Genomic DNA, 19,179 nt, shown 5'->3' on the forward strand with positions numbered 1-19,179 from the left:
AGCGCAGGCCCTTGACAACACGCACCAGCCGCAAACTTCACGGCCTTGGCACTAGCCCAGCGCTCTGTCGATCGCGTCCAGCGGCAGCGCGAACAGCATCCGCCCCGACTGCGACCAGACCTCCCCGCTCTGCGCCCAGTGGGAGAGGGACTGGGCGGGGCCGCTCCAGCACAGGTACGTGTCGTCCGTGCCGCACCGCGCCGCCCGCGCGCCGTCGCCGTCCTGCCGCCACAGCGTGCCGTGCTCGCCCACCGCGCGGGCCAGGTACCACCGGGAGCGGTGGGCCAGCACGCCGCGCACGTCGGCCGCCTTCGTCTCGTACGCCTCCCGCGGGCCCGTGCCGAGCAGTCCGGCGCCGGAGGGGCCGTCGTGCAGAGCGTAGCGCCACAGCCGGGTGGGCCGGTCGCCGCCCACCGGGACCGACTCGCTGGCGACGAGGCTGTCGGGGGTGGTGCTGCGGTCCAGGGAGAGCGCGCCGATGCGGGCGCCGGTCAGGCGGTAGGAGCTGACGGCCGGTAGCGCGTACCGGTCGCCGCGGGCCGGCGGGGCGCTCGCGCGGGTGCCGGCGCCGGTGCGCCGGATGCGGTCGAGGTCGTAGACGTACAGGGCCCGTCCCTCGTCGGCGGTGACGAGCAGTTTGTCCTGGTACCACACCATTCCGGACAGGTCCGACCGGAGTGGCCGGCCGGCCGGGTCGCCGCCGGCGGCGGCCGGGACCGTGAGCGCCACCCAGGCGTAGGAGAGCCGGTCCGGGTCGTCGGCGTCGACGAAGGCGACCCGGGAGTGGCCCTGCCGGTCGCTCCAGCCGGACAGGATCACGCGGTGCGCGCCCCAGCGGCCGTCGTCGTCGGCGTCCCCCGAGGTGGTGACCGCGCCGGTGCGCCAGTCGTCGGTGCCGGGCTCGTCCCAGCAGTGCGCCCGGGTGGCCGCGGGCGCTGTCGGCAGCGCGGAACGCTCGGCGCCGGTGCAGTCGGCCGCGGCGCGCAGGCTGCGGTCCGCGTCGGCGAGGACGGCGGCGACGCCCACGGGGCGGTCCGGCACGGTGGGCGCGGGGCGCGGTATCCGCTCCTCGGTCAGCCGCAGATCCGCCAGCGAGGCGGCGGCGGTGACCGGCTCCAGGCCGCCCGGGTCGGTGCCGACCGTGGCCTGGGAGGTGCTGATCAGGGTGGCCGCGCCGGTGAGCGCGAGAGCGGTGCCGGCCAGGAACGCGCGCAGCGCCTGGCCCCGCCTGCGCCGGCGGTGTCTGCCGCGATGTTTCATCCGGTCCTCCAGAGCGGGCCAACTCCGTGTGACGACCATGGCGTTGATCTGGGAGCAGGTGGGCCGGCCCGGTAGGCGATGCTACGTCAGGTACGGCGGACAGCGGACGCGGACCGGATAAATATGCGGAACAAGCCCACGGACCCGCGGCCGTCACCCGCGGACGCGCGGCCGCCGCGTACCCGCCTGCCGCCGTACGGTCCGTCACCTCCGCCGCCGTCCCGGGTCAGGGCGGTGGCGAGGCCGCCCGCGCCCGCAGCACCGCCGGTGCCTCGGAGAAGGGCAGCAGGCCGGACGGCTCGTCAGGGACGACCACCTCGATCTCGGCGGCATCGCAGAAACGATACGGCCGATGCTCCAGGAGGCCTCCGAGGTACCGCCGCACCCGCGACATCTCGGCGCGCACGGTCACCGTGCGGCGCGGGTCGCCGAACACGTCCGCCGCGAGCTGTGCCGCGGTGCGGCCGGCCCGGTGCTCGGCCAGCAGGAAGAGCAGTTCGCTGTGGCGCGGGCTCAGCTCGTGCGTCCAGGAGCCCGCGCCGCCCGACACCGTCACCGTCCAGCGCCGCGGGTTCCCCAGGTCCAGCACGATCCGGGTGGCACCGGACGGCAGCGGCTCGTCGGCGGGCCGCACCAGCCAGCCCTCGGCCAGCGGTTCCACCAGGCACGGACCCAGCCCGGGCAGCGGGCGGCGGCCCGGCGACAGCGCCTTGGGCAGCGCGATCCGGCTGGTGTACGGCATCCCCGTCACCGCCGCCGTCCAGCCCTCCCGGTCCACCGCCAGCGCCCGGCCGCCCAGCCGGGCCAGGACCGGGGCGGCCACCGCGCGCAACCGTTCCAGCGCGGTCAGATGCAGGTCGCGCAGCCGGGCCTCGGCGAGCTTGGCCACCGAGTCGACCCAGGCGAGAGTGGCCGGATGCATCGTCTCCAGCGGTCCGCTCACGTCCACCACACCGATCAGCCGGCCGTCGCGCGGATCGGTGACGGGGGCGCCGGCGCAGGTCCACGAGGCGTGCGAGCGGACGAAGTGCTCGGCGGCGAACACCTGCACGGGCCGCCGCACCACCGCCGGGGTGCCGACGCCGTTGGTGCCGACGACGTCCTCCCGCCAGTCGGCGCCCGGCAGGAAGCCCAGCCCGTCCGCCTTGCGCAGCACCGCGGAGCTGCCCTCGCGCCACAGCACCCGGCCGTCCGCGTCGGCGATCACCATGATGTGCCGGGCGGTGTCCGCGACCGAGACCAGGCCTTCCCTGAGCACCGGCAGCACATGGCGCAGCGGCGAGTCTTCGCGCCGCCGCTGGATCTCCTCCGGCGACAGCAGACCGGACCGGAAGTCGTGGTCCGGGTCCACCCCGCTGCGCAGCATGCGCCCCCACGACTCCTCGATGACCGGGCGTGGGGCGGGGCGGGGCCGGCGGCCGGAGAGGGCGTCGTCGCGTACCGCGCTGAGCACCCGTGCGGCCCGTGGCGCGTCGACGGCGGCCAGCTCCGTCACATTCATCGGCGACCGCGGCACTGAGGTCCTCCCGGGTTCACACTGACGTGCGACCGGCTGTCAAGGCCTGGGGGCGTCGTTTTCCGGTCGCGTTCCGATGGTGCCGTCCATACTGCCGTCCGCCGCTGACGGAGGGGCCCACTCCGGTCACAGACACCGGAAAGTTGCAACCCCCTGCAACCCTGGTGAACGGCGCCTCGGTCTTCGAGACTTGAGCAACGTCGCCCGTGCGGCGCGCAGGACCTGAACGGGCCTGCGGAGGCAGGGGTGGTGCCGTGTCGGCGCAGCACCACCCCTGCCGACGCGCGGTTGCGCCGGGAGGGACGTACGGGAGCCGTGGACCGGTCCCGGTCAGCAGACCGGCCGCGCCCGCTCCACCACCGAGGCCAGGTCCAGCGTGTGCGGAAGGGTCCCGAACGCCGCCCCCGCGTCGCCGCCCAGCCGCGCGGCGCAGAACGCGTCGGCCACCTCCGGGGGCGCGTACCGGACCAGCAGCGCCCCTTGCAGGACCAGCGCGAGCCGCTCCACCAGGCGCCGGGCGCGCGCCTCGGCGCCCTCCAGATCGGCCAGTTCGGTCAGCAGGTCCTTGATCGCGGCGTCCAGCCGGTGGTCGGCGCCGCGGGCCCGGCCGACCTCCTGGAGGTAGGCGTTCAGGGCCTCCGGCTCGCGCCGCAGCGCGCGCAGCACGTCCAGCGCCTGGACGTTGCCCGCGCCCTCCCAGATCGAGTTCAGCGGCGACTCGCGCACCAGCCGGGGCAGCCCCGACTCCTCCACGTACCCGTTGCCGCCCAGGCACTCGGCCGCCTCCACCGTCACCGGCGTGCAGCGCTTGGTCACCCAGTACTTGGCGGCCGGCACCGCCAGCCGCAGGAACGCCCGCTCCTGCTCGCCCCCGTCGTCGTAGGCGGCGGCCAGGCGCAGCCCGAGCGTGGTCGCCGCCTCCGACTCCAGGGCGAGATCGGCCAGGACGTTGCGCATCAGCGGCTTGTCGACCAGCCTGCCGCCGAACACCTGCCGGTGGGAGCAGTGGTGGATCGCCTGCGCGACGGCCTGCCGCATCAGTCCCGCCGAGCCGAGCACGCAGTCGAGCCGGGTCGCGGCGACCATCTCGATGATGGTCCGCACCCCGCGCCCCTCCTCGCCCACCCGGCGCGCCCAGGTCCCGTCGAACTCGACCTCGGCGGACGCGTTGGACCGGTTGCCGAGCTTGTCCTTCAGCCGCTGCAACAAAAACACGTTCCTGGATCCGTCGGCCAGCACCCGGGGCACCAGGAAGCAGGTCAGCCCGCCGGGAGCCTGGGCCAGCACCAGGAAGCCGTCGGACATCGGCGCTGAGCAGAACCACTTGTGCCCGGTCAGCTCGTACGTCCCGTCCTGGGCGAGCGGCCGGGCGGCGGTGGTGTTGGCGCGGACGTCGCTGCCGCCCTGCTTCTCCGTCATGCCCATCCCGAACAGCGCCCCCGCCTTCTGCCCGGCGGGCCGCAGGTCGCGGTCGTAGATCATGGAGGTCAGCCGCGGCTCCCACTCCGCGGCGAGGCCGGGGTCCGCGCGCAGGGCGGGCACGGCGGCGTGGGTCATGGACAGCGGGCAGCCGTTGCCGGCCTCCACCTGGGTCCACATCAGGAACCCGGCCGCCCGCCGCACGTGCCCCGCGGGCCGCGCCCAGGCGGCGGTCAGGCCCGCGGCGACGCCCTTGCCGAGCAGCCGGTGCCAGGCCGGGTGGAACTCGACCTCGTCGACGCGCCGGCCGTAGCGGTCGTGGGTGCGCAGTCTGGGCGGGTTCTCGTTGGCCAGCACCCCCCACTCCTGCACCTGCGCCGACCCGCAGGTGCGGCCGAGCCCCGAGAGCTCGTCCAGGACCTCGTCGGTCAGGTCGGGGGCGACATGCCGCTCGACGGCGGCGACGAGGGCGCGGTCGGCGCCGAAGACGTCGTGTCCGACGAGCGGCGGGGCCTGGTTGGTCACGGTGTGGGTGCTGCCTGCCATGTCTCGGAACCTACCCCGAGGTACGGAGGTGGTCACCCCGTGGCGGCCGGGCCCGTGGCCCAGCGTCCGACCAGGGTGAACCGCGCCCGGTGCGACGGATACCTTTGGGTCGTGCAGCCAGCAAGTGACACCCCCGAGCGGCCCTCCGGCCGCCTCCACCGCGCTCGTGCCCTCTACCGGAACGTCTCCAAGCGCTGGACCGCCTGGCTGCTGCTCAAGGACACCGTCAACTCCTGCATCGAGTACCGGATCCTCGGGCTCGCCGCCGAGGCCGCCTTCTTCACGCTGCTGTCGGTGCCGCCGCTGCTGCTGAGCATGATCGGCCTGCTCGGCTACGTCGACGACTGGACCGGCACGGACACCATCTCCAGCCTGGAGAGCAACCTCCTGGAGGCCTCCCGCACGGTCCTGTCCGACCGGGGCGTGCACCAGATCGCGCGGCCGATCCTGGACGACGTGATGACCGGCGGGCGGCCGGACGTCATCTCCATCGGTTTCCTGTTCGCGCTGTGGTCCGGCTCCCGGGCGGTGAACGTCTTCATCGACACGATCACCGTGATGTACGGCCTCGACGGCGTGCGCGGCATCGTCAAGACCCGGCTGGTGGCGTTCCTGCTGTTCATCGCGGCCCTGCTGATCGGATCGGTGGCGCTGCCGCTGATGGTGGCGGGCCCGGACGCGGTGGTGCGGGTCGTGCCGTGGTCCGCGACGGTGGTGCAGGTCCTGTACTGGCCCGTGGTGATCGTGCTGTCCATCGTGTTCCTGACGACGCTGTACCACGTGTCGGTCCCGGTGCGCTCCCCGTGGGTCGAGGACGTCCCCGGCGCGCTGGTCGCCCTCGGCATGTGGGTGCTCGGCAGCTTCCTGCTGCGGATCTACCTGACGAACACCATCGAGGGTGCGACGATCTACGGCTCGCTGGCCGCGGCCGTGGCCGTGCTGCTGTGGATCGGGGTGTCCGCCTTCGCCGTGCTGGTCGGCGCCGCCGTCAACGCCGCCATCGACCGGGTCTGGCCGGCCGCCGCGACGGCCGCGGCCCGCGCCGCCAACGAACGGCTGCGCGAGGCGCAGGTCGCCGAGTACGTCGCCCGCGCCGCCGCGGCCCGCGAGACCGACCCCGACGACCCGGACATGCCGTCCGAGTTCCCCGAGCGCTGGTCCCGTTTCCTGCCCCCGGAGGACGTCACGGCCCGGCTGCGCACCCAGGTGAAGAGCTCACAGACCTCGCAGGCCGCGCAGGAGGCACAGAACGGGCAGAACAGGCAGAACGGGCAGGGTGTGCAGAGGGCGAGCGGCGAGAACGGGGGGCAGCCCTCCGGGGAGCGGTGAGACGGCCGGAGGTGAGGGGGTGAGGCGGCCGGAGGTGAGGCCGTGAGGCGGGGGGTGAGGCTGAGGCGGGCCGTCCGCTCGGGGCCGTCCGCTCAGGGTGTCCAGGCCCCCGCGGCCGCGGCCTCGGCCGCGAACTCCGCGAAGTCCCGCGGCGGACGGCCCAGCACCCGCTGCACGCCGTCCGAGAGGTGGGCGTTGCGGCCGTCGAGGAGCGTCTCGAACACCTCCACGAGCAGCTCGGCCGCCTCGGGCGGCTCCCCGGACCGCACCAGCCGAGCGCCGTACTCCGCCGCCGGCACCGGCCGGTACGCCAGTTCGCGCCCCGTCGCCCGCGCGATCTCCGCCACCGCCGCCCCGAAGGTCAGCAGCCGCGGCCCCGACACGTCGATGCCCTGTCCCGCGTACCGGTCGCCCGCGGTCAGCGCGGCCACCACCACCTCGGCCACGTCCCGCAGATCGACGAACGGCTCGCGCACCGCACCGCCGGGGAAGACCAGCTCCCCGCCCAGCCGCAGCTCCCGCGCGAGCGGCCCCTCGCTGAGGTTCTGCATGAACCACGCCGACCGTACGACGGTCCAGTCCGCGCCCGACTCGCGCAGCGCCTCCTCGGTCGGCCGCGCCTGCACCTCGCCGCGCGCCGACAGCAGCACCAGCCGCCGCACGCCGAGCGGGACCGCCTCGTGGGCGAGCAGCCCGACCGCCCGGGTGGCCTGCGGGGAGCCGACGTCGCCGGGGTGGACCAGGTAGGCCGCGTCGGCGCCGCGCAGGGTGCGCGCCCAGGTCGACCGGTCCGTCCAGTCGAAGCCCTGGGCGCGCCCGGCGGCCCGCACCGTGAGCCCGGCCGCCGCCGCGGCCCGCGCCACCCGCCTGCCCGTGCGGCCGGACGCCCCGGTCACCACCACTGTCATGTCCGTCCTCCGTGTCATGCCTCCAGTGAACTGCCGTACCGCCTGCGGGGCCCGTCGCCGGACGGCGCGTGCCCCGGCGCGCGCGGCCGCGCCGGTCCGGCGGCGTAGCCTGGCGGGCGTGTACCAGGAGCGGGCGTCGCGGCTGACCGGCGCGGTGGTGTGGACGAACACCCCGTCCGCCGGCCCGCGCGCGGGCCGGGTGCTGCCCGACGGCTGCATGGACCTGCTCTGGCACGAGGGGCGGCTGCTGGTCGCGGGCCCGGACACGCGCGCGTACCGCACGGACGGCGCCGGCGCCCGGGCGGGCGTCCGCTTCTTTCCCGGCACCGCGCCCGCCTTCCTGGGCCTGCCCGCGTCAGAGGTCCGCGACCGGCGTGCCGATCTCGCCGACCTGTGGCCGGCCGCGCGGGCCCGCCGGACCGCCGCGCGCGTCGACGCCGCCGCCGACCCGGCGAGCGGCCTGGAGGAGGTCGCGCTGGCCCTGGCGGCCGACGCCGGCCCGCCCGACCCGCTGCTGCGGCGGATCGTCACGGCGCTGGACGCGGGCCGCCCGGTCGCCGCGACGGCCGACGAACTCGGTGTCGGCGCCCGCCTGTTGCACCGCCGTGCGCTGACCGCGTTCGGCTACGGACCGAAGACGCTGGCGCGCGTGCTGCGGCTGCAGCGGGCCCTGCGGCTGGCGCGGGACGGCATGCCGCTCGCGGAGACCGCCGTGACGGCCGGGTACGCGGACCAGCCGCACCTGGCGCGGGAGGTCCGGGACCTGGCGGGGGCCACCTTGGGGCAGCTACTGGGGGGCGGCTGACGGCAGCGGGGCGAACAGGTCGACGCCGTTGCCGTCCGGGTCGTTCAGGACGGCGTACCGCTGCCCCCAGAAGGCGTCCCACGGTCTGAGTTCGCCCCGGTGCCCGGCGGCCACCATCTCCGCGTAGGCCGCGTCGACCTCGTCCGGGCCGTCGCACAGCAGCGCGAGCGAGGCCCGGCCGCCCCCGGCGGGCGGCCGCCACCCCGGGTGGAACGACCGCACGTTCTCCTCGGTGTCCAGCAGCAGCCGGGACCCGCCCGGCAGCGCCGCCTCCGCGTGCGGCTGTCCTTCCGCCCCGGCCGGGAACGCGAAGCCCAGGCGCCGGTAGAAGGCGACGGACGCGGCCATGTCGGAGACGACCAGGCCGATGGCGTCGAATCGTGGAGTCATGGGGCCACCGTAGGCGGCGGCGGGCGGCGGGGTCTTGAAGAAAACGGACGGCCCCCGCCCCGTAGCCGGTGCGCTCAGTCGAAGCGGACCGGCCCGCCCGGCGTGTCCACCGTGAACGACAGCCCCACCGGCCCCTCGCGCAGCGGCAGTGCGGTGTCCAGGGCCGCCAGCAGGGGGCGGATCTCGGCGGGGTCGGGGGCGGTGGCCGTGAGGGACCGCAGCGGGGTGACGGGCAGGCCGGCCGCGGTGGGGTGGCGTGAGGGGCCCCAGTCGATGAGGAAGGGGACCAGGCCGGACGGGTGGGCGGCCGCGCCGTCGGTCAGCCGCCAGCGCAGCAGCGTGCCGTCGGGGGTGCGGCGGCTCATCGCCCGCGGCGGACCGGGGTCGTAGCCCCGCGCCCGCGCCGAGGCCACCGCCGCGTCCAGGTCGGGCGGGCTGATCGCCCAGGTGAGCGTGCGCGCGGTGGGCAGCCCGTCGACGCCGAAGGGGCGGGGGCCGCCGGGCGCGGACTGCTCGGGGTCCGGGCCGATGATCTCCAGGTATCCGGTTCCGCCCAGACCGACCAGGCAGTTGCGGGTGCCGAGACCGACGTGGGAGCCCCCGGCCACCGGCTGCACACCGGTGCGCCGGGTGAACTCGGCGACCGTCGCCGCCAGATCCGGGGTCGCGAGGACGAGGTGGTCGAGGTGTGCGGGAATCGTGTCCATCGCCGCCGAGGCTACGCAACCCGCTCCCTCGTATGGAACACCTGTGCGGCAGGAGGGTGGCCGGGTGCTCCGGGCCGGGCACCCGGTCACCCGGTGAAGGGAGCCGGCCCATGGCAGCGCGACTGCTCGTCTACACCCGCACCACCGCCTACCGCCACGACTCGATCCCGGACGCCGTGGCCGCCGTGGCCGCGCTCGGGCCGTTCGACGTCGAGCACACCGAGGACCCGGCGGCCTTCCACGCCCCGCTGGACGGCTACGCCGCCGTGCTCTTCCTGTCCACCAGCGGCGAGGTGCTCACCCCGTCCGGGCGGCGGCGGCTCACCGCGTACGTCGAGTCGGGCGGCGGCTTCGCCGGCGTCCACGCGGCGGCCTGCACCGAGGAGGACTGGCCGTACTACGGCGAACTGCTCGGCGCCCGCTTCGCCGGCCACCCCGCGTACCAGCCGGGCAAGGTGCTCGTGGAGGACCGTGACCACCCCGCGACGCGGCACCTGCCCGCCGTCTGGCACGTCACCGACGAGTGGTACGACTTCCGCACCAGCCCGCGCGGCGCGGTGCGGGTCCTCGCCTCCGCCGACGAGACCTCGTACGAGGGCGGCGGGATGGGCGGTGACCACCCCCTGGCCTGGTGCCGCGCCCAGGGCGCCGGGCGCGTCTTCTACACGGCCCTCGGCCACGCCTCCGAGGCCTACGCCGACCCCGGCTTCCGCGCCCATCTGCGGGGCGGGATCGGCTGGGCGGCGGGCCGGCGATCAGGGCGAGGCGCTCCCGGTCCCGCAGGTGCCGGGTCTCGGGCAGGCCGGGGGTGTGCGGAGTGACGACGTCACTGCCGGCCGGCAGGTCGTCCAGGGGCATCGCGCGGGCGCCGGGCGCGGCGGCCTCGGCGGCGTCCACGCCGGGGTCGTGCGGCAGCACCTCGAAGTGGCCGCGCCTGCCACCGTGGCTCCGCGTCCGTCGGCGGAGCAATCGCCGCGCCGTCGCGCCGTCGCGCCGACGGACGTCGTGGTGATCAGGGGGGCGTCCTGCCCGCCCGGGTACGACGGGCGCGCCTTCGCGCGTGACGGCGTGGTGTTCCTCTCGGTCAGCCACCGGCGCGGCGGGGAGGGTTGCGGACCGTTCCCGGACGCGCCCGCCGCTCCGGCCCGCGCGACCGGCTCGCCGCCCCGCGGTGGGTGCACCACGCCGTCGAGGCCTTCGGCGGCGACCCCGGCCGGGTGACCCCGGCGGGACAGCCGGCCGGGGCGATCGGCGCCCTGGTCGCCGCACCGCAGGCGCGGGCCTGTTCCGGCGCGCGGTCCAGCGGAGCGGGCCGCCGCAGGTGTCCGGGCGGGAAGGTACGGCGGCTGGTGCGCCGGATGGCGGCCCGGCGCCCGATGGCCGCCCACGCGCCGGGGGTTGCGGTCGCTGTGCGCGGAGGCGGTCCGTCCGGTGCGGCGGGTCACCCCGTCAGCGTCCGGGCCACGGACCTGATCGTCTCCGGTCCGACCCGGCAGCAGCCGCCGATCAGCCGGGCGCCGCGGTCGCGCCAGACCTTGGCCCGCTCCGGCGTGAAGGTGGCCGGGCCGCGCCAGGCGCGCGCCCCGGCGTCCCAGGTCTCACCGCTGTTGGGGTAGACCACCACCGGTTTGCCGGTCACCCGGGCCGCCGTCGCGACGGCCGCGGCGGCGTCCTCGGGCGCGCAGCAGTTCACGCCCACCGCGATCACCTCGTCCACGTCGGCGGCCGGGGCGAACGCCTCCTCCAGGGGCTGGCCGGCGCGGGTGCGGCCGCCGGCCACGGTGTACGACAGCCAGGCCGGCACGCCGAGTCCGCGCACCGCCCGGAGCAGGGCCGCGCCCTCGTCGGCGTCCGGGACGGTCTCCAGTGCCAGCGCGTCGGGCCGGGCCGCGGCGAGGACCTCCAGCCGGGGGCGGTGGAAGCGTGCCAGTTCGTCCACCGTCAGCCCGTAACGGCCGCGGTACTCCGAGCCGTCCGCGAGCATCGCCCCGTAGGGCCCCGCCGAGGCCGCCACCCACAGCGGCCGTGCCACCCCCAGCGCCGCCGCCCGCGCGGCCGCCTCGCGCGCCGCCCCGACGCTCAGCCGCAGCAGCCCGGCCGCCCGCTCGCGGCCGATGCCGCGCCGCGCGAACCCCTCGAAGGTGGCCTGGTAGCCGGCCGTGATCGCGACACTCGCGCCGGCCAGGTAGTAGGCGAGGTGCGCCTCGGTGAGGGCCTCGGGCCGCTCGGCGAGCAGCCGCGCCGACCACAGCGCGTCGCCGAGGTCGTGCCCGGCCGACTCCAGCTGGTTGGACAGGCCTCCGTCCAGCACGACCGTCCCGGCGGCCAGGGCTCCGGCGAGGCCGGCCGGGGCTCCGGGGGTGTCGCGGGTCATGGCACGACGCTAACCCCTGCCCGGCCGCGCGGGGCCGCGTCCGGCGACCGCAGCCGCACTTCGCCCCGTCCGGCCCGTTGCCCTCTCACCTGGTGCCGCCGGGCACGGTGCGGGTGGGATGCGGCACCCGGGGCGTCCCGGCCGGGACCGGGACGCGGCCAACTGGCTGCTGCAGTCCACGCGCGGGGACGGCGTGGTCCGCCTGCACGACCACGGCAGCGAGGACGTGCGCTACGACCCGTACGGCACGCGCCTCGCCCGCTCGACCGTGACGCGGCCCGCGGCGTCCTGCGACAACAGCGTCATCGTCGGCACGGACGCGAGCCGGACGGAGAGCGTGCCGCTGGGCGTGGGGAGGGCTGGGCGGCCTCCCGGCACGGCGTCGAACGGCGGCGTCCGCGTCACGAGCCCGGTGACCGCCGAGGGCGCGGTGGAGGTGCGCCCACCTGGTGGCGGGTGCGGCGCCGGGCACCGCCGTCCGGATCAGCGGCTGGGCCGCGGGGGACGGCGCGCGCGCCGGACTCCTGCCCGTCGCCGGACTCGACGACACCCTCACCGGTACCGTCGCCGACAGCCCCGCGCTGTTCGTCGTCGCCGATGTCCTTCTGGCCCGGCTGACCGCGCAGCCGGACCCGGAGCCGCTCGCGCGCCCGGTCCCGGTGCGGGTGCGCGACCCCTGCGAGCTGCACGTGCGGCGGTCCTCCGGGCGCACCGCCCGCTTCCGCTTCACGGCGCCGCCGGCCGGGACCTCCCCGGCCTCCTCCTGGACGGTGACGGCGAGGTGAGCCGGGGCGGGCGCCGCGCGGGCGTCCACGGTTCGGCCGCCGCCGAAGCGATCCGCCCGTACGGTGTCGGCATGACCCCCTTCGCCGCACTCCACCACTCGGCCGAACCCCTGCTGCTGCCCAACGCCTGGGACCACGCCTCCGCCCGGGCGCTCGCGGCGCGCGGGTTCCCGGCGATCGGCACGACCAGCCTCGCGGTCGCCGCGGCGGTGGGGCTGCCCGACGGGGCGGCGCGGACCCGGGACGAGACGCTGCGGCTGGCCCGCGTCCTCGGCGGCGGGCCGTTCCTGCTCTCCGTCGACGCGGAGGGCGGGTTCAGCGACGACCCGGACGAGGTGGCGGAGTTCGCACGCCGGCTCGCGGCCGCCGGCGCCGTCGGGATCAACCTGGAGGACGGCCTCGGACCGGCCGCCCGGCACGCCGCGAAGATCGCCGCGGTCAAGTCGGCCGTCCCCGGCCTGTTCGTCAACGCCCGCACGGACACCTACTGGCTCGGCGCCGGCCGCGGCGGGCCCGCTGACGGCGGGCGCCCGCACGAGCGGACCCTCGCCCGTCTCGACGCCTACCAGCAGGCGGGCGCCGACGGCGTGTTCGTGCCCGGGCTCACCGACCCGGCCGGGATCGCCGCCCTGGTGCGCCACCTCGACGTCCCGCTCAACATCCTCTACGCACCCGCCGGCCCCGCCCTCGCGCACCTCACCGACCTCGGCGTGCGCCGCGTCAGCCTCGGCTCGCTGCTCTACCGGCAGGCGCTCGGCGCGGCACTGGAGGCCGTCACGGACGTCCGGGCCGGCCGGACACCCGGCGGCCCCGCGCCGTCGTACGCCGACGTGCAGGCGCTCAGCGACACCCCTCGGGGGGCACCGGCGCGGGCCGGCGGCACAGGGTGACGTGCAGGGCGTCGACGGCCCGGTGCCAGGACGCCCCGACGTCCCGGGGGCGCCGAAGGCGCCGGCGGCCTCCAGCGCGCGGAAGCCGGGGAAACTGCCGCGCGGTGGGCGGACTGCGTCGGTGAGGCCGGGGTCGGCCAGGCCGTGGGCGCGCGGCACGCCGTAGGTGATCCCGGCGGTGCGCCGCAGGGCGGGGGCGTCGGCGACGCGGTCCTGCGCGAGGCGAGTCTGCGTGGCGGCGTACCGGCCCGGATGCGCCGGCGCGTACGCCCGGCAGGCGCCGGGAAGGCGGCCGGCGCCTCCTTCCCGGCCCCCGGCTGCGAGGGTGAGGGACGCGGCGGTGCCGCCCGGGCCGCCGGGCGCGAGGACCGTGCCGTCCTCGTGGGTGACGGCGGCGGAGGTGCCGGCGGGGCGGGCGCGGCGGGCGCGGCGCCGGCGGAGACGAGTCCGGCCAGGGCCAGGGCGCCGGCCGCGAGGGCGCCGCTGCGTCATCTCGTGACGGGGGGCGCTCCGGTGGAGGGGGCGAGCGGTGCCTGGACGCCGCTCCGGATTCGGCGGTGAACATCCGTGCATGAGCGGTGAGTTGGGGGAAACGATGCGCGTGAGGCCGAGCAGCCGTTCCCATGCCGCCCGGGGATCACCCAAGGGTCGTTGAAATTTAATCTGCTGCCTCGATTCTCCTCACGCGGCGCAGCAGCGCCGTGGAACGCATCCGCCGTGGCAGGCAGCGGCGGTGTACAGGAGGCGCATCATGGGGCACAGCCACGGGCACGGGCATCACCACCACGGACATGACCACGACCACGGGCACGCGCCGCTGCCCGCCGCCTTCGACACCTCCGTGCCCGACGAGGCGCTGACCCCCGAGCAGCGGTCGCGCCGCTCGCTGCTGCGCCGGGCCGGCCTGCTGGGCGCGGGCCTGGCCGCCGGCAGCGTGCTGGCGGGCACCCCGCCCGCGGCCGCCACCACGGGCGCCGGCCGCCGCGGCAAGGGCTTCCTGTGGCTGGCCGGCGACCACCACATCCACACCCAGTACAGCAGCGACGGCAAGTACCGCGTCGTCGACCAGGTTCGCCAGGGCGCCAAGCACGGCATGGACTGGCTGGTCATCACCGACCACGGCAGCACCACGCACGCCAAGATCGGCGTGGAGAAGGTCAACCCCGACATCCAGCAGGCCCGCGCCGCCTACGAGGACACCCTCGTCTTCCAGGGCCTGGAGTGGAACATCCCGGCCGCCGAGCACGGCACGGTCTTCGTGCACCCCGGCCAGAACGAGGTCTCCGTCCTCAAGCAGTTCGAGACCGACTACGACGGCAGCGTCAAGGGCGCCTCCGACTCGACCCCCGCCAACGAGGCCCTGGCCGTCGCCGGTCTCGCCTTCCTCGGCGAGCAGGTCCGGCGCCGCAAGGTCAAGGACGCCCTGATGCTCGCCAACCACCCGGCGCGGCGCGGTGTCGACTCCCCGCACGAGATCCGCGCCTGGCGCGACGCCACCCCGGCCGACCACCAGATCGCCGTGGGCTTCGAAGGGGCGCCCGGCCACCAGGCCGCCGGCCTGCCCGCCCCGCTCGGCATGGGCCGGGCCCGCGGCATCTACGACAACAACCCCGGCGCCAACTCCTTCGCCGGCTACCCGCCGGAGAGCTACCGCACCTGGGGCGGCTTCGACTGGATGACCTCCACCGTCGGCGGCCTGTGGGACAGCCTGCTCGCCGAGGGCAAGCCGTGGTGGATCACCGCCAACTCCGACTCGCACCAGGTGTACGCCGACACCGCCGCGCGCGGCGGCGGCGACTTCGCCGCCAACGGCCGCTACGACGACCCGGTCTACGGCGGCGGGATCGACGTCACCCAGGGCGACTACTGGCCCGGCTACTACAGCCGCACCCACGTCGGCGCCGACGGCTTCTCCTACGCCGCCGTCATGGACGGCATCCGCGCGGGCCGCATCTGGGTCGACCACGGCCAGCTCATCAGCGGCCTCGACGTCCGGGTGTCCGGCGGCAGCCGCTGGGCCACCCTCGGCGGCGCCCTGCACGTGCGCAGGGGCACGAAGGTCACGCTCACCGCGGACGTGGCGCTGGCCGGCGGCCCCAACTGGGCCGGGTTCGTCCCGACGCTGGCGCGCGTCGACGTCATCCAGGGCGACGTGACCGGCGAGGTCGTGGACAAGGACACCTTCACCGCCCCGACCGCCAAGGTCGTCAAGTCCTACGAGGTGAACAAGTCCGCCGGCACGGTCCGCCTCACCTACGACCTCGGCACCGTCGACCGCCCCGTCTACGTCCGGCTGCGCGGCACCGACGGCAGGCGCGGCGCGGTCGGCGCGATGGGCGCGGCCGTCGACCCGGCGGGCCCGGCGCTCGACGTCGTCGGCGACGCCGACCCGTGGCTGGACCTGTGGTTCTACTCCAACCCGGTGTGGGTCCTGCCCTCGTGACGCGGTACGTCCTCACCGTCGACCCGGGGCTGAAGGACGTGCGCGCGGCCGACCACCTGCTCCAGGCGCTGGCGGCCGGACTCGCGCTCCCCGAGGACACGTTCGGCTGCACGCACCTCGTCCGGGACGAACGGCCGCGGGTCGCCCTGTCCTTCGCGGTGCGCTCCCCGGACGTCTCCGGCGCGGTCCGGGAGCGGCTGACGGCCAAGGGGTACGCCGTGCTGGACGGCGCCCCCGACGGGGCGGGCCGCGCCGTGCTCTACCCGGGCGCGGCCGGACTCACCGGCACCCTGCCGGTCGCGGAGCTGCTGGCGCGCTCCGCGATCGACCGCGTGACCGTGCTGGGCGCGGCGGACCCGCCCGCCCCGCACACCGCCGTCGTCACCCGGGACCACGTACGGCCGCAGTGGCATGACGGTGAGCTGGTGCTCACCGTCATGCCGGCCGCCGGAGGCACCCTGACGCCCTTCGAGGTACCGGATCCGACGCCCTGCTGCGCCGACCACTGAGCGCCGGCCGCCGCCTCAGGCGGGGCCGGCGCCCAGCTCCGTGAAGACGAACGAGAACGTGGCGGGCCGGGCGTGCAGGTGGTACTGGGGGAGCACGCCGGGCCCGCACGACTGCGAGCCGATGCCCATCTGGCCGTGGTCCAGGTTGACCCACACCGTCTCGCCGGGGACGAGGTCGGTCAGGTGCCCGGCCGCGTCCAGCTGCTCGGTGGTCCAGCGCCGGGCGGTGAACCAGAATTCCGGGTCGCCCTCGACGCGCAGGCCGCCCAGTTCCACCCAGCGCACGTCGGCCCGCGCGCCGTTCTCCTGCGGGCGGACGTAAGGGGTCTGCAACGCGTCGACCGTGGCGTGCCAGCGGCCCAGCATGGAGGCGGACCGCGTGTCGGGGTACGCCTCCCCCGGGCCGCCGCCGAACCACGTCACGCGGTCGGCCGCCGCCAGCCCGAACCGGACGCCGAGCCGGGGCAGGGGCAGCGGCCAGTCGCCCTCGGGCGTGACGGAGACCGACAGCCGCAGCCGGGCGCCGTCCGCCGTCCAGCGGTACACCGTCCGCAGGCCGACCTCGGCCCCCGCGGGCGCCACCCGGGTCCGTACCGCCAGCGCGTCCGCGCCCACCTCCACCGCGTCCAGCCGGTGCCGCATCCGGTGCAGGCCGAGCTTGCGCCAGCGCGGGCCGAGGCGGGCGTCGGGCTGCCAGGGGGCGCCGTTGTCGTTGTCGGTGGGGGCACGCCAGACGTCGAGCCGCGGGGAGGTCACCTCGACGCCGCCGACGCCGCGCAGCGCGCCCGTGCGGGCGTCGAAGACGGCCGGGCCGAGGCGGACGAGCGGCCCGTCGACGGCCGGCGGCTCGCCGGCGGCCGGTGCGGGCGGCCGCCGCCGGGCGACCGGCAGCTGGGCCCAGGCCACCGGGTGCCCCCGTTCCCCCCACGGCGTGTCCTCGGCCAGCACCGCCCGCACCGTCCACTGCGTCTCGGCACCGGCGGGGGCGTCCGGCGGGGCCGGCAGTTTCACGTCGGCCGACTCGCCCGGCGCGAGCGGCGGCACCGGCAGCGGGCCCGACTCGGCCGTCTCGCCGTCCACCTGGCGGGACCACTCGAAGGCCAGTGCGGACAGGTCGGCGAAGTCGTGGGCGTTGGTGACCCGGACCGTGCCGGCGGTGCCGTCCCCCTCGATCCGGACCGGCTCGATCACCTTCTTGTACTCGGTCAGGCCCGGCGACGGCGTCCGGTCCGGGAAGACCAGCCCGTCGCAGACGAAGTTCCCGTCGTGCAGCTCTTCCCCGAAGTCTCCGCCGTAGGCGTAGCCCAGCTCGGGGTGGCGGATGCCGTGGTCGATCCACTCCCAGACGAAGCCCCCCTGGAGCCGGTCGTACGCCTCGAAGATCCGCTGGTAGTCGGCGAGGCCGCCGGGGCCGTTGCCCATGGCGTGACCGTACTCGCAGAGGATGAAGGGCAGCCGGCGACGCCGGCGCGTCCCGCCGTCCAGGCCGCGGCCGATCCTCTCCACCTCGGCGTGCGGGGCGTACATCCGCGCGTACACGTCGGTGTCGCGGCAGCCGGCGTCGCCCTCGTAGTGCACGGGACGGGAGGCGTCGCGGCCGTGGATCCACTCGGCCATGGCGGTCAGCCCGCGCCCGGTGCCGGCCTCGTTGCCGAGCGACCAGATCACGACCGACGGGTGGTTCTTGTCCCGCTCGACCATCCGGGCGGCGCGGTCGAGCAGGGCCGGGGTCCAGCGGTCGTCGTCGCAGGGGTTGTCCCGCCAGGACTGCCCGACGAAGCCGTGGGTCTCCAGGTCGCACTCGTCGACGACCCACAGGCCGTACGCGTCGCACAGGTCGAGGAAGGCCGGGTGCGGCGGGTAGTGCGAGGTGCGGACGGCGTTGACGTTGTGCCGCTTCATCAGCAGCACGTCCGCGCGCATGGTCTCGACGTCCAGGGCGCGGCCGCGCCCGGGATGCCACTCGTGCCGGTTGACGCCCTTGAACAGCACCGGCCTGCCGTTGACCTTGATCAGGCCGTCCTCCAGGGCGACGGTGCGGAACCCGACGCGCAGGGCGACGCGTTCGCCCCCGGTGGCCAGGACGCCGTCGTACAGGCGCGGGGTCTCCGCGGTCCACGGCTCGACGGCGACCGTGACCGGCTCGCCGGTGGCGACGTCGACGGACAGCTCCGGGACGGTGACCCGGCCGGGGACGTCGGAGTCGACGCGCAGGGTGCCCTCGCCGGTGCGGTGGTCGTAGGAGGCGTGCACGAAGAAGTCCCGCACGCCGTCCGCGGGGCGGTGCAGCAGGGTGACGTCACGGAAGATGCCCGGCAGCCACCACTGGTCCTGGTCCTCCAGGTACGAGCCCGCCGACCACTGGTGCACCCGGACGGCGAGGACGTTGCCGGCCGGCCGCAGCAGGTGCCCGACCGCGAACTCGTGCGGCAGGCGGGAGCCCTTGAACTCGCCGAGTTCCGTGCCGTTCAGCCAGACGCGGGCGCACGACTCGACGCCGTCGAAGCGCAGGACCGCGTCGCCGGTGTCCGGCCAGCCGTCGGGGAGGTCGAAGGGGCGCAGGTGGTCGCCGGTGGGGTTCTCGGTGGGGACGCGCGGGGGATCCACCGGGAAGGGGTAGAGGTGGTTGGTGTAGACGGGCGCCCCGTGGCCCTGGAGGACCCAGTGGCCGGGGACGGCGACCGTCGCCCAGGCCCCGGCGTCGTACCCGGGCGCGGCGAAGGAGTCGTCCTCGGCGCCGGCGGCCGGCGACAGCCGGAAGCGCCAGTCGCCGTTCAGGGACAGCCGGGCCGCGTCCGAGGCGTACCGGGCGCGCGGCGGGAGGACCCCGCGGCCCGGTGCGACGTCCTCGACGTAGCCGGCGGAGGGGGTGGTGGTACGGAGGGACATCGGTCTCCTAGGTCAGCCCTTGACGCCGGTCCGCGCGATCCCCCGCACAGCCGGCGCCGGAGGAAGCGGGACACGAGCACCGGGGGCAGGACGGACGGTGCGGTGGCCATGCAGATCGGGTCGTGGTGGACGGTCTGGTTCGTCACGTACGAGGAGAACGCGACCCGGACGGTCCGGGCGCCGGGGTCCTGGCCGACGACCGGCGGCCACGGGCCCGCGTTCCAGCCGTTGACGAAGGTGATCGTCGCGATCGCCGCGGAGCGGTCCGGCGAGTTCGGCACCACGACACGCCAGCACGCACTCCAGTGGCCGAGCCGGCAGCACCGCGCACGAGGCCGTCGCCCGGAGCCCCGCCGCCGCGCCCGTTGTCGCTCCCGCCCGCCGCCCGCCGCCCGCCGCCGGCCGCCCG

General features: G+C 76.2%; 15 protein-coding genes and 3 pseudogenes. 8 read left to right on the plus strand and 10 right to left on the minus strand.

Translation table 11 applies throughout. The features are described from left to right. Positions 1–51: 51 nt before the first annotated feature. The 3 genes from ACFF45_RS33150 to ACFF45_RS33160 form a co-directional block, all read right to left on the minus strand. Positions 52–1,260, minus strand: a complete 1,209-nt coding sequence (locus ACFF45_RS33150) for a hypothetical protein (protein WP_381350646.1) — start codon at positions 1,258–1,260, stop codon at positions 52–54. Positions 1,261–1,486: 226 nt separating this feature from the next. Continuing rightward, positions 1,487–2,761, minus strand: coding sequence for a GAF domain-containing protein (locus ACFF45_RS33155; RefSeq protein ID WP_381350647.1), 1,275 nt, complete (start codon positions 2,759–2,761; stop codon positions 1,487–1,489). 345 nt (positions 2,762–3,106) lie between these two features. After that, a complete protein-coding gene (locus tag ACFF45_RS33160) occupies positions 3,107–4,741 on the minus strand; it encodes an acyl-CoA dehydrogenase family protein (RefSeq protein WP_381350649.1) in 1,635 nt (544 codons plus the stop codon). A gap of 111 nt (positions 4,742–4,852) precedes the next feature. Between ACFF45_RS33160 and ACFF45_RS33165 the strand changes: the two genes are divergently transcribed. After that, a complete protein-coding gene (locus ACFF45_RS33165; protein ID WP_381350651.1) occupies positions 4,853–6,070 on the plus strand; it encodes a YihY/virulence factor BrkB family protein in 1,218 nt (405 codons plus the stop codon). Between the two features lie 92 nt (positions 6,071–6,162). Here ACFF45_RS33165 and ACFF45_RS33170 read toward each other — a convergent pair whose 3' ends face one another. After that, a complete protein-coding gene (locus ACFF45_RS33170; RefSeq protein ID WP_381350652.1) occupies positions 6,163–6,978 on the minus strand; it encodes an NAD(P)H-binding protein in 816 nt (271 codons plus the stop codon). Positions 6,979–7,096: 118 nt separating this feature from the next. Between ACFF45_RS33170 and ACFF45_RS33175 the strand changes: the two genes are divergently transcribed. Continuing rightward, positions 7,097–7,783: a helix-turn-helix domain-containing protein gene (locus tag ACFF45_RS33175; protein WP_381350653.1), complete on the plus strand. Its 687-nt coding sequence runs from the start codon at positions 7,097–7,099 to the stop codon at positions 7,781–7,783. On the opposite strand, the gene ACFF45_RS33180 is transcribed toward ACFF45_RS33175, so the two are convergent. Together ACFF45_RS33180 and ACFF45_RS33185 are read right to left on the minus strand one after the other, a co-directional pair. Beyond that, positions 7,766–8,173, minus strand: coding sequence for a VOC family protein (locus ACFF45_RS33180; RefSeq protein ID WP_381350654.1), 408 nt, complete (start codon positions 8,171–8,173; stop codon positions 7,766–7,768). The genes ACFF45_RS33175 and ACFF45_RS33180 overlap by 18 nt on opposite strands. 74 nt (positions 8,174–8,247) lie before the next feature. Beyond that, positions 8,248–8,880, minus strand: coding sequence for a VOC family protein (locus ACFF45_RS33185; protein ID WP_381350655.1), 633 nt, complete (start codon positions 8,878–8,880; stop codon positions 8,248–8,250). Between the two features lie 110 nt (positions 8,881–8,990). Here ACFF45_RS33185 and ACFF45_RS33190 point away from each other — a divergent pair, with 110 nt between their 5' ends. Beyond that, positions 8,991–9,701, plus strand: a complete 711-nt coding sequence (locus ACFF45_RS33190) for a ThuA domain-containing protein (RefSeq protein WP_381350656.1) — start codon at positions 8,991–8,993, stop codon at positions 9,699–9,701. 193 nt (positions 9,702–9,894) lie between these two features. Next, positions 9,895–10,295: pseudogene (locus tag ACFF45_RS35705) on the plus strand (carboxylesterase family protein); the annotation flags it as partial. 26 nt (positions 10,296–10,321) lie between these two features. Here the strand turns inward: ACFF45_RS35705 and mmuM are convergent. Continuing rightward, a complete protein-coding gene (gene mmuM / locus ACFF45_RS33195) occupies positions 10,322–11,254 on the minus strand; it encodes a homocysteine S-methyltransferase (protein WP_381350657.1) in 933 nt (310 codons plus the stop codon). Positions 11,255–11,703: 449 nt separating this feature from the next. Between mmuM and ACFF45_RS33200 the strand changes: the two genes are divergently transcribed. Together ACFF45_RS33200 and ACFF45_RS33205 are read left to right on the plus strand one after the other, a co-directional pair. After that, positions 11,704–12,039 (plus strand): hypothetical protein, encoded by a 336-nt coding sequence (locus tag ACFF45_RS33200; RefSeq protein ID WP_381350659.1) that lies wholly within the window; start codon positions 11,704–11,706, stop codon positions 12,037–12,039. 71 nt (positions 12,040–12,110) lie between these two features. After that, on the plus strand, positions 12,111–12,929 hold the full coding sequence (locus ACFF45_RS33205) for an isocitrate lyase/PEP mutase family protein (RefSeq protein WP_381350660.1): 819 nt from the start codon (positions 12,111–12,113) through the stop codon (positions 12,927–12,929). A 105-nt stretch (positions 12,930–13,034) separates the two neighbouring features. On the opposite strand, the pseudogene ACFF45_RS33210 reads toward ACFF45_RS33205, so the two are convergent. Then, positions 13,035–13,502 (minus strand): annotated as a pseudogene (locus ACFF45_RS33210) (hypothetical protein); the annotation flags it as partial. 178 nt (positions 13,503–13,680) lie between these two features. Here ACFF45_RS33210 and ACFF45_RS33215 point away from each other — a divergent pair. Both ACFF45_RS33215 and ACFF45_RS33220 read left to right on the plus strand, forming a co-directional pair. Further along, complete coding sequence (locus ACFF45_RS33215; RefSeq protein ID WP_381350661.1) at positions 13,681–15,372, plus strand: PHP domain-containing protein; 1,692 nt, start codon at positions 13,681–13,683, stop codon at positions 15,370–15,372. After that, positions 15,369–15,881 carry a hypothetical protein gene (locus ACFF45_RS33220; protein ID WP_381350663.1) on the plus strand — a complete coding sequence of 171 codons (513 nt, stop codon included), beginning with the start codon at positions 15,369–15,371 and terminating at the stop codon, positions 15,879–15,881. The genes ACFF45_RS33215 and ACFF45_RS33220 overlap by 4 nt, the downstream gene beginning before the upstream one ends. A 15-nt stretch (positions 15,882–15,896) precedes the next feature. Here the strand turns inward: ACFF45_RS33220 and ACFF45_RS33225 are convergent, their stop codons facing one another. Both ACFF45_RS33225 and ACFF45_RS33230 read right to left on the minus strand, forming a co-directional pair. After that, entirely contained in the window at positions 15,897–18,770 is a 2,874-nt protein-coding gene (locus ACFF45_RS33225; protein ID WP_381350664.1) for a glycoside hydrolase family 2 TIM barrel-domain containing protein, read from the minus strand. A 12-nt stretch (positions 18,771–18,782) separates the two neighbouring features. Beyond that, positions 18,783–19,099: pseudogene (locus ACFF45_RS33230) on the minus strand (carbohydrate ABC transporter permease); the annotation flags it as partial. Between the last annotated feature and the right edge of the window lie 80 nt (positions 19,100–19,179).

This window comes from Streptomyces cinereospinus (genome assembly GCF_042430725.1).
Classification (GTDB): domain Bacteria; phylum Actinomycetota; class Actinomycetes; order Streptomycetales; family Streptomycetaceae; genus Streptomyces; species Streptomyces cinereospinus.